The organism is Thermosipho sp. (in: thermotogales) (assembly GCF_020054775.1).
Classification (GTDB): domain Bacteria; phylum Thermotogota; class Thermotogae; order Thermotogales; family Fervidobacteriaceae; genus Thermosipho; species Thermosipho africanus.
Genome location: NZ_JAIHAP010000051.1, coordinates 1 through 13,061 on the forward strand (window position 1 = coordinate 1; position 13,061 = coordinate 13,061).

Consider the following 13,061-nt stretch of genomic DNA (forward strand, 5'->3'; position numbering starts at 1 on the left):
AAAATCAATGTATGAATATAAAGAGAGTTACACAAATGCATCATCAAAAACTTTCTTAAATTACTTTGAACAAATTTCAAAGGAAATTGGTAAAACAATTACTGTAGTTAGTTATGAAAATTCTGCAAAAGAACGTGCAGGAATTCTTGAGATAGAAGAAGTTGCTGTATTAAAAAATCTTGTAGATGTTTCAAACAATACTTATACTCTAAACATGGGAAATATCCAAATAAATCCAAATCCCAATTCTCTTTTTATTGTTTACATACCAAAAGATGGTATTTTAGTTTCTTCAAATCCAACGCCAACTAGCTTTGAAAACAATAAATTAAGTTGGGATGGAGAAAGCCTCAAAAACTTTCCAACGGTTATCTATAGGAGGAAATGATGGGAATTATAGAATGGTTGGTATTAATTAGCACAATTTCAACTTTATCTTTTTCATGGGCAGTTTACTTAATAAATTTACATAACAGCAAAAATCTTCCTGAGAAAATCAAGGAAGATGAAGAACGTTTAATTCAACTTATGGGAAGAGTAAGAATCTTTGTCGATTCCAAAATAGAGATTTTAGAAGAAAAAATGAAAGAATTAAACGATTTAATATCTCAAGTAAATGACCTTTATTCAAAATTAGTTCTGGAAGTATCTGAATACCAAAAAAACATTAAAACTAATTCTAAAACATCATATGAAGAAAAAAAGGAAGTTGAGGCAAATTCAGAAAATTTTGAAAAAAATCTAGAAGGAACAATAGAAAAAAGAGAAACCAAAAAAACCGAATTGACAAGAGAAGAACAAATTATAGAACTATACAATCAAGGAGTTGAAGAAGCTGAAATTGCAAAGAAATTTGGAATGGGGATAGGAGAAGTACGACTTATTATAGACCTATTCCATAGAACAAAAAGTAAGTAATTGACTAAAAAACCACAGTTAATAATATTAAATACAATCATAAGATTATTGAGATTTTCTTGGTTAAAAGATTCTTTATCTTTATAAGGTAGTATTTTGAGAAAAATATCACTTAACTAAGCTTTAATTGAGTTAAAAAGAGGTGTTTAATTTGAATTACCTCGATTTATTTAAACCCTTTGTATACAAAGGCGAATTTATTACTCTTCCTTACAGATTATTCTCACCAAAAATAGAAAATAATAAAAGATATCCTTTAATTGTATTTCTTCATGGAGCAGGAGAACGTGGAAATGATAATATAAAACAAATTACAGCAAATAAAGGTGCAACTGTTTGGGCATCTTTTGATGTTCAATCAGAAAATCCATGTTTTATTTTGGCTCCTCAATGTCCAGAAAATAGCTGGTGGGGTAGCTATAAAAAAGATGACTTTGTTTTTGAAGCTAATACTCTTTTATACACTGTTATGCTATTGATTAATAAAATCTCAAAAGAAAATCCAATAGACGAAAATAGAATTTACATCACCGGTCTTTCAATGGGAGGCTTTGGTACTTTAATCCTATTATCAGACTTTCCAGAAAAATTTGCTGCAGGTGTAGTTGTTTGTGGCGGCGGTGATCTTGACAAGGTGTCAAGATATAAAGATGTACCAATTTGGCTTTTTCATGCGGAAGATGATCCAGTAGTTTCCGTAGATTTTTCAAGAAAGCTTTTTGAAAAAAGCAAAAGTATAAGTGGGAATATTAAATACACTGAATATCCAAAAGGACTACTATCTTCACAAAAGATTCATCCTCACGCAGCTTGGGAGTTGGCATATAACGATAAAGCAATGATCAAATGGCTCTTTAATCAGGTAAAAAAGAGATAGGGGGAATTATTTTGCAAGAATTAATATATATAATTTTGACTACCTTAGGATTATTAGTAGGCGTGTCTTTAGGATACAAATTTGGATACAAAAAAGGGAAAAATGATAGGAATGCAGAAGAATTATTTTCTAATCTTTCTACAATCAATAACCTTTCTATTCAAATAGCAGAATTAAAAGCCAAATATGAAGAAATAGAAAAAGCAAGGTTTGAAGCTGAAAAACAAAGAGAAAAGCTTAATGAAGAAAAAGAAAAAAGATTTAAAGAGTTTATAGAAAACACTCAAAGATTATTTTCAGAGATAAGCAACTAAACTATTAAAATTGATGAAGAAAAAGAGAAACGAATAAATGAGTTAGTTGAACAAATGAGAAAATTCTTTGAAGAGCAAAAGAAAAATACCGAAAAATTTTTAAACGAGCAAGGAAAATCGAGAGAAGAAATCGAAAAAAGAAGGGATGCCCAAATTGAAGATATGAAACGAATGATTTCTATATTTACAAAAACTGTTTCTGGAACGAAAACCAGAGGCATGACTGGCGAATTTCTTCTAAAAGAAGCATTAAAAGAGTCAATAAAGGTTGGATTAATTAAAACGAATTTAAAAACCGAAGGTGGAGAAGTAGAATTTGCCTGGGATCTTGGTGACAGAAAATATATTCCAATTGATTCAAAATTCCCAGATGTATTTCAGCTGTTAGAAGAATACGACAAAGTGGAAAGCTCAAAAGAACGAGATAAATTAAAGAAAGAAATTATAGATAAAGTTAAAAAAGAAATACAAAGAGTTCAAAAATATCAAAATCTTTTTAATACCATAGATAGTTGTATTTTAGTTGTACCCGAAGCTATCTTAGAAATTGCTCCTGAACTTGTTGGACTAGGCCGAGAAAATAATGTATTTTTATGTAGTTACAAAGATGTTTTTGTTATAGCTCATACATTACAAGATAAATATATAAAGCTAAAAGAAGAAGGCGATATTGGAAAATATAAGCAAATGGTTTCTTACTTTTTCAAATTATTGAAAACATTAATAGTAAGGTCTCTACAATTGATAAAGCATTAACTACAATAGCAAATGCAAACACTTTTATCAAAGACTATATTAATAAAGCTAAAGAAGCTGGCTCTAGTAATAATATAAATTAATATGGAGGTGATTTTATGATAGGAACCCATCCCTACGTTAAATGGGCTATTGAGGTTATTGAAAATTACATCTTACACTCAAAAGTAATAGAGCCTGATCCTAATTCTCTTCCAAAAGAACTTTTTGAAAAAAGAGCAGGCTGTTTTGTTACTTTACACACCAAAAATGGTAATTTAAGAGGATGTATAGGAACATTTGAACCTACTCAAGAAAACCTTGCTTTTGAAATAAGAAACAATGCAATTGCTGCAGCTACACAAGATCCAAGATTTCCACCAGTATCAAAAGGAGAGCTAGACAACATAGTAGTGTCCGTTGATGTTTTAAGTGAAATTCAACCTGTATCTTCTATCAGCGAACTTGATCCTAAAAAATATGGAATCATAGTTGCTAAAGGATTTAGAAGAGGTTTGCTCTTGCCAGATATAGAAGGAGTGGATACTATAGAAGAACAAATAAGAATTGCAAAACTAAAAGCTGGAATTTTTGATGATGACTTTAAAATATTTAAATTTACTGTTGAAAGATACCATTAATTTAAGTATATTACATTCCATAGTTTTTCTATTTCACTTTCATATCTTTTAAAAACTTCTAAAACCTCCGGTGCAAAATGCGAAGGTTGTGTTCTTCCGTCACCTTCTAATATAATTTTCATAGCTTCTTCATGAGTAAAACTTTTCTTGTATGGTCTTTCTGAACGCAATGCGTCATATACATCAACAATATGAACAATCATTGCTTCAATTGGAATTTCAGATTTTTCCAAGCCATATGGATATCCTGTTCCATCATAATTTTCATGGTGATAAAGGGCAACATTACGAGCAACTTCAAATTGGATACTATCACCTATTAACCTTGCTCCATATATAGTATGCTTTTTCATTTCTCCCCATTCTTCTTTTGTTAAATTTCCTTTTTTCATTAAAATTTCACGTGGGATAAATATTTTTCCAATATCATGAAGTGGTGCATGATAACGTAGATAGTACGCAATCTTTTTTGAAAGCCCCAATTTTTCTGCAATAAATGCTGCTAAAATACCCACTCTTTCTATATGATTTCCAGTGTTCTCATCATATCCTTCTGCAACTCTTGCAAGTTTCATACTAAAATCAATATAAGAATGTTCAAGTTCATTACTCATTCTCTCTATTTCTCTATAATTAGTTTCTAACTCCTCATTCATTGCATTTAACTCTTTCATATATGCAACCAATTCTTCAGCCATCAAAGAATATTGACTTGCTATTTCTTCTATCTCCTTTATTTTAAATTCATGCGGGATTTCTCTGTATAATTCTTTTTTACTTTTTAATTTATTAATATTGTTAATCAATACATCAAATTCACCTGATATATCTTTTGAAATCTTTGCAGAAAATCTGTATGTTACAAAAAAAGCTACAATAACAAAAATAACAACTAAAAGAATAAAGATATAAAGTGTTCTATAAACAACTGAAAAATCAAAAGAAATCTTTAACACCATCGGCCCAAAAATGCTATGAGCACTTTCTAAAATAATAGGATAATAAAATTCATAATTTTTCCTATCTATTTTTCTTTTATATCCTTCTTCTGCAATTATTTCTTGGAACCTCTCTTTTACAAAATCATTAACTTTACCATCAAGTGCTTTACCATCTTTCGAATAAAGTTCCACTAATTTGACAATCGAGAAATTAACGTTTAAATTTCTCAAATTGTTAAAAAAGCTGTTTAATGTAGATGTAGGAAATTTCATAAAAATTAAATACACTTTATCTTCAATTCTGATATATAATCTATTTTCAAAATATCCATCATTTATATCTTTTACAGAATAATAAGTTATATTATCTTCATTTAGCTTTGTCCTTAAAAATCCCGTTATATAATTTATACTTAACTCTTTTAAAGAAATATCTTTAAAATAGTAAGGAGCTCTTGCAAGCAAATATGTTAAATACAATTCAAAATTTTCCGGATTGTTTTTTATATTAAAAATTGTTTCGTCAATCTTTCTTTCAAAATTATAACTAACTTCGCTAACTGTATCGTTTAGTAATTCTATACTAACCTTAACAAAATTAGATGAAACACTTTGAACTTTTTCATTTACTTGTTTCATAATAATATATACTATTAATGAAACTATTCCAAATAAAATAACAAGGCCTAAAATCACTGATTTAAAAAAATGCGTAATAAAATACTGTTTAAAACTCGCCATTTTTCACCTCAAATATTGTTAACTGACCTTCTGCAACTTTTTTTCTACTCTTTATTTGCCTTAATTGTCCTTCTTTTAAAACTCTTACCTTTTTCTCAAGTTCACTCTTTTTAGTTATAACCTCTAAAATTTCCTTGGCTCTTTCAACCACACCATCTGGAACTCCCGCAATTTTAGCAACTTCAATACCATAACTTCTATCTGCAACTCCATCAACCACTTTATGTAAAAAAACTATACCGTCATTTGTTTCTTCAACTTCTATCGTTAAATTTTTTATACCATTATACACATCAGAAAGTTCTGTAAGCTCTGTAAAATGAGTAGCAAATATTGTTTTACATTTTATCTCGTTGTATATGTACTCACTCATTGCCCATGCAATACTTATCCCATCAAAGGTACTAGTTCCTCGACCTACTTCATCTAAAAGGACCAGACTATCTTTTGTCGCTTTTGACAAAATTAATGCAACTTCACTCATTTCAACTAAAAATGTACTCTTTCCAGTTGAAATATCATCTCGTGCACCCATTCTAGTAAAAATTCTGTCAAAAATTGGAAGTTTTGCACTCTTTGCTGGAACAAAACAGCCAATTTGGGCCATAACTGCTATTAACCCAACTTGCCTTATGTATGTGCTTTTTCCGCTCATATTAGGTCCCGTTATAATATACATTCGTCTTAAACTATCCATGTATATATCGTTGGGAACAAAGTTTGATACATACCTTTCAACAACAGCATGTCTTGCCTCTTTTACAATAAATTTTTCATCATCAAACTCTGGTTTTACATAACCATAGAGCTGGGATACATACGCAAAGGTTGATAAAACATCTAACTCTGCTATTTTTTCTGCAGTTTTTTTAATGTCATTTACATATTTTAATATCATCTTAGTTAATTCATCAAATAAAGCTTTTTCAAGAATTTCAACCTTTTCACGTGCTGACATTATCTTTTCTTCAAATTCTTTTAGTTTTTGAGTAATATATCTTTCCGAATTTACAAGTGTCTGTTTTCTTATATAATAATCTGGTACATTTTTCACCTGACCTTTTGGAACTTCAATATAATATCCAAACACTTGGTTAAAACCAACCTTCAATTTTTGAATATTTGTTCTTTCTCTTTCCTCTCTTTCAAATTCTTTCAATTTGTCTTCAGAGTGAAATAAAAGATTTCTATAATCATCAAGCTCAGGAGAATATCCATCTTTTATTACATTCCCATCTCCAACTGTACTTGAGGGATCTTCATATAAAGCCCTTTCAAGCAATTCTACAACTTCTGGAAATTCTTCTATTTCTTGTACATACTTTGAAAACTTTTCATTTGTTTTCAAAGCTTCTAAAATATTTGGAATAATATAGAGTGTATTTTTCAAAGAAATTAAATCTTTTGGAGAGACTTTTCCATATTGAAGTCTGGTTAAAATCCTTTCCACATCAAATATTCCATTTAAATATTCTCTTATCTCGTTTAACAATAATCTATCATTAAAAAATGCATCAACTATTTCTTGACGTTCAATTATATCCTTTTTTACCTTCAAAGGTTGCAAAATCCACTTCTTTAAAAGTCTTGAACCCATGGCAGTTTTTGTTTTGTTTAAAATATCGTATAAATTCTTTCCTTTTTCACCAGGAATTAGAGATAGATTATCAACTGTCTTTGAATCTAGAATCATCCATTTACTATCTTCCAATTTTTTTGGTTCTTCCAATGCTAAATTACTCATTAGTGTGTATTCTAAATATTTTAACAATGCACCTAACACTCTTAGCTGTCCATTTGAAAGTTCAAAGTGATCAATCGAAACTATTTTAAACGTTTCCTTCACCTTGTCTTCAAACCCTTCAAAATACCAATCATCAAGCTTTTCTATAAATTTATTTGGTAAATTATCCTTTAATTCTTCAAAAATCTTTTCTTCACAGATTATCTGAGATATATTTACTATAGAAACAAAATCTATTAGATCGTTAATTGTCTCAAAGTCTTTTACAAACAATTCACCGGTTGAAACATCAACAAAAGCAGTATTAAAATTTTCTCTAAATGCAACCGCCATTAAATAATTGTTTTCAGAGCTTAATAAATCTTCTTCAATCAAAGTGCCAGGAGTAATAACTCTTGTTACTTCTCTTCTTACAATACCTTTAGCTTGAGAAGGATCCTCCATCTGCTCACAAATAGCAACTTTGTAACCACTATCAACCAATTTTTTCAAATAATTATCGAGGGCATGATGTGGTATACCGGCCATTGGAGCATTTTGCCGTTTTGTTAGAACTATATTTAATACCTTTGAAATAATTTCTGCATCTTCAAAAAAAGCCTCGTAAAAATCTCCAAGCCTAAAGAGTACAATTGCATCTTCATAATTTTTCTTTATATCCATATATTGCTTCATCATTGGGGTTAAATTCTTCAATTTAACCATCCTTTCGTTGTTTCTTTTTTTCAAAATTAATTTCTGCAATAGATTTTTGGATATACAAAGGCTCAACTTTCTCGACAAAGTTTTCAACTTCTATTTCTTTTTCAACTAAGTAGCCAAGTCTAGAAGGTTCAGGATAGTTATATATCTCTGGAAGATTTCCACCAAAGTACTCAGCACCATCTCCTATAACCACAAAATTTTCCATCTTTTCAAGCTCTTTTGAAAAATTCTCTATTGATTCAACAAAAGGTTCAACAATGTTATTTAAATATTCATCATATACTGCACCATAAATATAGCCTTGGCGTGCTTTTCTAGTGACAACTATATTTTTTCCACTATTCATTAAATTAGCTGCAATAAGTTTTGTCGAAGGAACAACAACTATCTTCTTATCTATAGAAAGCCCAAGAGCAAAAGATATTCCAACTCTAAGACCAGTTAAACTTCCTGGACCTATTCCAATACCTACAACATCAATATCTTCAAAGTTTATATTCAAATTTTTTAAATTATTCATTACTACACCTAAATTTCTTCCGTGTTTATCCTTTCCCATGTATGTCTGAGTGATAATCTTTTCTGAATCCCTATAATAGACTACAATTTTTGATGTTGAAGTATCCAATGCAAGTATTTTCATATTTATCCCTCCGTTTCTATTTAATTTTATCATATTTAAAAAAATAAAAGAGGGTTTTATTACCCTCTTTTACCTTTCTAAAAATCAATATTTACTTTACTTATTTGAATTTATCTTAAGTAAAAAATAAAAAACCCCAACATACACAAATATGTCTCCTATACTAATTACATAATACTCTCTCCAAGGAAGTATAGCTGGAATCCAATCTCCCAAAAATAATTTCCAAGAAAAGTTATCTACAACTAAATGCCTCATGCCAACAGGAAGATTAAATTTTTCAACCCAGTAACTTAAAACTGGCATTCTCCAATTATTAATCATCATAACAAAGGAATTTAAAATTGTTCCAATTGAAATTAATGAAAAACCAGGGATATGCTTGTTTAGTATCAACAAAACAAGTAAAAATGCAAAAGAAAGTGGCATTAAAATTTCTCTATAGCTTGGGATCATTTGTAGAATAAAAGGTATGGGAAATAAATAAAAATATCTATAATTTCTTTCTATTACATGTTTAATCCTTTTCGTAAATATAGAAATCAAAAAAGCCATCAAGAATATGTATACTATCATATACTACCACCCTCTATTAATTTTAAAAATATATTTACAATTTCAGGATCAAACATTATCCCTGCATTATCTTTTATAAATCCAATTGCTTGTTCTTTCGACCAAGCCTCCCTATATGGTCTATCACTTGTTAAAGCATGATAAACGTCTGCAATCATTAAAATTCTAGACTCTAATGGGATTTCTTCACCGCTTATTCCCTCAGGATAACCCTTTCCATCCCATCTTTCATGATGGTGCAAGACCCACTTTGCAACTGTATCTTTAAATTCTGTTATCTGACTTAAAATTTCATATCCTTTCTTTGGATGTTCTTTCATTATTTCATACTCATCACGTGTTAATTTTCCGGTTTTTGTAACTATAAAGTCAGGTATTCCAATCTTTCCAACATCGTGAAGAAGTCCTGCAATCTCTATCAAATTTAGCTCATTAACCTGTATTCCTAGCTCCTTAGCTATTGCTACTGAAATCTTTGCTACATTTTCCCCATGTCCGAATGTATAGCTGTCCTTTTCTTCCAAACTCTTTGCAAGCGCAGTAAGTAAATCAAGCTTTGCTTGCCTATATTTTGTCGCATAATAATTTCCAAGCTGTATTCCTATAACTGTAAAAAATGAGACAGGAATAGCAGAAATACCGATGAATTTATATAAAATATAGACTATGAAAGTATTAATTGATGTTGAAAAAAGGTTAGTAAGCCTACCTTCTCCTATCAGCTTAAAAATAACATCTTTTGAAAATTGTCTATATACAAGTGTCAAAAATGATAAGACAAAAGAAAGATTTAAGACAAAATAAAAAATGGAAATCAAAGCAACTACAAAAGATGAAAATATTAAATTATTCTTTACAACATTTGGAAATACATTATATACCTTAAAAGATAAAAAGATCAAAATTCCGATCGACGAGACATTAAAAATAAAGTAATAATAATTTTTTGAAAACAAAACCTTAGACCTTAAAATCAAAAAAACTAAAAAAGGAATTACCAAGGCGTTAGAAATATTCAAATGTATCGCAGACAAAACACTAACAATAAGCCCAGCACTTAAATATAAGTCATGTTCCTTATATTTCTCATCAAATTTATTTTCAAAAAAGGTTTGAAACCTTACAGGAATAAATTCAAAGAATAAAGAAAAAAGAAAAAAAAGATAAAAATCTATATTTGAATAATCAAAACCATATTTTTTAATAGCATAGAACAAGAGGGCCACATATATGGCCCCAAGAGCTAAAGTATATATATAAACCAAACCTTCTTTTAAATCTAAAGCTACACCTTTTTTCTTCACCCCATCACCTACTACTTATTTTTTAGACTCTCTAGTACAATTATACCACAGCAGCTATTCAAATAAAAAAACGAAATCACTTTCCACCTTTTCCTGGCCACAAGGTCAAGTTACCTACTGTTGAAATTACGAATGGAAGTGCTACCAATGCAAAAACTACCACCTTTTTCCAAATTTTTTTCATAACTCCTTCCCCCCCTTCCAAATTTTTAGAATTGAAACTTATTATTATCACAATATTCATTTTCGTTATTTATTATAAAACTAATTTACATTAATGTCAACACAGCTATGGAATCTTCCAAAATTATTTTTCAACAATCTTCTAATATTATTTTAAAACATTTTAACTACTTTTTCCTAATAAAAATTGTAATAAAAGAATTGTTTTTCTTAATTTTCTTTAAAAATTATTAATGCAAGAATCTTTGGTATAATATATTTTAGGATGGTGAAAAAATGCAAAGCAAAAGTTTATACAGCTTTCTTGAACTTTCAATAATAAATCTGATAATATTTATCCTTGATTTATTATTTAAAAACTACGGTTATATTACTGTAAATCCTAATCCCTATCTAATATTAAATTTATATGTTGCCATTAGATATGGAACAAATATATTCTTTGCTTCTGCAGCACTGAGTACTTTTTTTTACTTTTTATCTCTACATATTCAATATGGCCTAAACGTTTACTTGATTTTATTTTCTTGGCCAGTGTTAAAAATACCACTTTTCATTCTTTCTCTTGGTTTTCTTATTGCATTTTTTAGAGATAACTATGTACAAACTATAAATGAACAAGAAGAAAAAATAAAAATACTTTCTAAAAAAATTGAAACATTAGAAGATACAATAAGAAAATATGAAAATCTAACAAATGACCTGCAAAATAAATTACTACTGGAAAATAAAGGTGTTTCTATATTTGTCGATAAACTTAAGGACATTGAATACAATAATCCAGAAGATATTTTTAACGAAGCTGTTGAATTAATTTATGATTTTATTGAAGCAAAAACGGTGTCCATATATACATTAAGCAATAACGACTTTCTAAGACTAAAGGTGAGAAAAGGTCCACAAATTCTTCCGAATTCTTTCCCTCTTGAAAAATCCAAAGTACTTTCAACCGCAAAAGATTTAGGTTTTGCCTCTGCTAGCATATTATACCTTTCTAATGTTGATATTGATTTTTCATTTGAACCAGCCATGGCTTCAAAAATTGAGCACATGGGAAAGATCTTAGGGGTTATAGTTATAGAAAATATAGACCCTGAAAAAATAAACAAAAACACAGAAACATACCTTAAAATACTCTCTGACTGGCTATCAAACATGTTGTATGTTTCCTCAGAGCTTGAAGAACAAATAATTAAAAACGACCTTGAAAAATTTAATTTTATTTTTGAAAAGATCGAAGAAAGGTTTGAAAGATTCAAAATTCCTTACTCATTTATAAAAGCAAAAATAAAAGAAAATTCTAATATAGAAAATATCAAAAGATTCATTCGCGAAACAGATTTTGTATTTTTTGACGAAAAAAATTCAGAATTAAAAATAGTTCTAACATCGTGCAACTCTAAAGGTTTAAAAAGAGTTCTAGATAAATTGAAAGATTTCAAGCAAATAGAAATAGAGGAGGCATACACAAAAGAATGAGGAAATTCTTTGCCCTTGAATTTATACTATTTTTAATTGGATTATTTTCTCTAATATTTAAAGAATACTTCCTAATTCTTTTTCTATTATATATGGTAGGTAATGCTCTTTTTACAATGATATATAAGCTTGATTTATTTCAAGTAATCCTTTCAATTTTTATGTTCCCTTATTTTCCACTTATACAATTTTTTATTTTAAAAGGGCAAACGCCTCATTACGTACCATTGGATTTTGAATACAAGCCAATAGAAACTATCAATCCTTCATACAAAACAATTGATCTTGCTCCTTTTCATGTAATTCTAAAGTATGGTGATAAGGTGCAAAAAAAGGAAGCCATAAAATTAATTTTAGAGCTTACATCAAAAGAGGAAATTGATTTTAACGAAGGTCTAAAAATGATTTATACAACAATATCCAAAGAAAACGATCAAGATGTAATTCTTTATGCAACTGAAGCTTCAAATTATCTTGAAAAAACTTTACTGAGAAAACTATATGAATCAAAAGATAAAAATTCTGTTGATTATGCAAGATACTCTTACTATTACGCAAACTCTCCATTTTTAGAAAAAGAACAAAAAATTGAATTGTTAAACAACACAAAAAAATTTCTAGAAGATTTTATTAAAAAATATCCATACAATATAGATGCCCTTACATTACTTATTAAAATTCTAGAAGAACTAGAAGAACATGAAAAAATTGAAAAATTACTGGAACTAAAACTTTCAAAAATTAAATCTAGAGAACTTTTTGAAATAGCTATACTCTATTTTCTAAAATACAGAAAACATTCCAAGGTAAAAGAATTGTTAACAGAATTTAATAGCTATAAATACACATTCAAAAACGAAAGTCTCAAAATTCTATTGGAGGGATAAAATTGGATAAAATACTCTTTGGTCTGGTATTAATACTAATATTTTTAGTTATTGTTGTTAATATAAACCAAGTTGAGACAACATCAGCTGAAGAACTAAAAAAGCTTCCATTTGATAAGAGAAGTCTTTACATTAAAATGACCGAACTTTACGATAAACTTTACAAAAAAAACAATCTTACAATAGATGATATCAAAGATGTTGAAGAATTAATAAAAATATCTTCGATATTAAAAGAAAGAAAAAAGCATGATTTTGCTGAAAATCTTAAATTTTTAATCCTTACAAATGAATTAGAAAAACTTAATCTTACACCAACACAAAGGTTAGGGCTCTATATTCTTAAACATAAAAACATTTCAAAAGAAGAATT

14 protein-coding genes are annotated in these 13,061 nt (G+C 28.7%); 9 read left to right on the forward strand and 5 right to left on the reverse strand.

The features are described from left to right. From JG780_RS08075 to amrA, 6 genes are all read left to right on the forward strand, one after another. Window positions 1-388: DUF4897 domain-containing protein (locus JG780_RS08075; protein ID WP_287570012.1), on the forward strand; the 388-nt coding region annotated here is incomplete at its 5' end. Then, the gene (locus JG780_RS08080; protein WP_287570015.1) at window positions 385-918 is read left to right on the forward strand and encodes a DUF6115 domain-containing protein; all 534 of its coding nucleotides are present in this window, start codon (window positions 385-387) and stop codon (window positions 916-918) included. The genes JG780_RS08075 and JG780_RS08080, both read left to right, overlap by 4 nt. A gap of 142 nt (window positions 919-1,060) precedes the next feature. Then, on the forward strand, window positions 1,061-1,795 hold the full coding sequence (locus tag JG780_RS08085; protein WP_232617884.1) for a carboxylesterase family protein: 735 nt from the start codon (window positions 1,061-1,063) through the stop codon (window positions 1,793-1,795). A gap of 11 nt (window positions 1,796-1,806) precedes the next feature. Further along, complete coding sequence (locus JG780_RS08090) at window positions 1,807-2,109, forward strand: hypothetical protein (protein ID WP_249031028.1); 303 nt, start codon at window positions 1,807-1,809, stop codon at window positions 2,107-2,109. Between the two features lie 54 nt (window positions 2,110-2,163). After that, window positions 2,164-2,865: a DNA recombination protein RmuC gene (rmuC, locus tag JG780_RS08095; RefSeq protein ID WP_287570018.1), complete on the forward strand. Its 702-nt coding sequence runs from the start codon at window positions 2,164-2,166 to the stop codon at window positions 2,863-2,865. A 98-nt stretch (window positions 2,866-2,963) separates the two neighbouring features. Continuing rightward, window positions 2,964-3,485 (forward strand): AmmeMemoRadiSam system protein A, encoded by a 522-nt coding sequence (amrA, locus tag JG780_RS08100; protein ID WP_012580114.1) that lies wholly within the window; start codon window positions 2,964-2,966, stop codon window positions 3,483-3,485. On the opposite strand, the gene JG780_RS08105 is transcribed toward amrA, so the two are convergent. The 5 genes from JG780_RS08105 to JG780_RS08125 form a co-directional block, all read right to left on the reverse strand. Continuing rightward, window positions 3,482-5,167: an HD-GYP domain-containing protein gene (locus tag JG780_RS08105; protein ID WP_287570021.1), complete on the reverse strand. Its 1,686-nt coding sequence runs from the start codon at window positions 5,165-5,167 to the stop codon at window positions 3,482-3,484. The two genes, amrA and JG780_RS08105, sit on opposite strands and share 4 nt — an antisense overlap. Next, complete coding sequence (gene mutS, locus JG780_RS08110; protein WP_287570039.1) at window positions 5,154-7,616, reverse strand: DNA mismatch repair protein MutS; 2,463 nt, start codon at window positions 7,614-7,616, stop codon at window positions 5,154-5,156. Before mutS ends, JG780_RS08105 begins: the two co-directional genes overlap by 14 nt. Continuing rightward, the gene (gene tsaB / locus JG780_RS08115; protein WP_287570024.1) at window positions 7,609-8,259 is read right to left on the reverse strand and encodes a tRNA (adenosine(37)-N6)-threonylcarbamoyltransferase complex dimerization subunit type 1 TsaB; all 651 of its coding nucleotides are present in this window, start codon (window positions 8,257-8,259) and stop codon (window positions 7,609-7,611) included. The genes mutS and tsaB overlap by 8 nt, the downstream gene beginning before the upstream one ends. 96 nt (window positions 8,260-8,355) lie before the next feature. Continuing rightward, window positions 8,356-8,835: a DUF5317 family protein gene (locus JG780_RS08120; protein WP_287570027.1), complete on the reverse strand. Its 480-nt coding sequence runs from the start codon at window positions 8,833-8,835 to the stop codon at window positions 8,356-8,358. Then, the gene (locus JG780_RS08125) at window positions 8,832-10,139 is read right to left on the reverse strand and encodes an HD-GYP domain-containing protein (RefSeq protein WP_287570028.1); all 1,308 of its coding nucleotides are present in this window, start codon (window positions 10,137-10,139) and stop codon (window positions 8,832-8,834) included. The genes JG780_RS08120 and JG780_RS08125 overlap by 4 nt, the downstream gene beginning before the upstream one ends. 459 nt (window positions 10,140-10,598) lie before the next feature. Here JG780_RS08125 and JG780_RS08130 point away from each other — a divergent pair, with 459 nt between their 5' ends. From JG780_RS08130 to JG780_RS08140, 3 genes are all read left to right on the forward strand, one after another. Further along, entirely contained in the window at window positions 10,599-11,801 is a 1,203-nt protein-coding gene (locus tag JG780_RS08130; RefSeq protein WP_287570031.1) for a hypothetical protein, read from the forward strand. Further along, window positions 11,798-12,688 (forward strand): hypothetical protein, encoded by an 891-nt coding sequence (locus JG780_RS08135; protein WP_287570033.1) that lies wholly within the window; start codon window positions 11,798-11,800, stop codon window positions 12,686-12,688. The genes JG780_RS08130 and JG780_RS08135 overlap by 4 nt, the downstream gene beginning before the upstream one ends. A gap of 2 nt (window positions 12,689-12,690) precedes the next feature. After that, window positions 12,691-13,061: hypothetical protein (locus tag JG780_RS08140; RefSeq protein WP_287570036.1), on the forward strand; the 371-nt coding region annotated here is incomplete at its 3' end.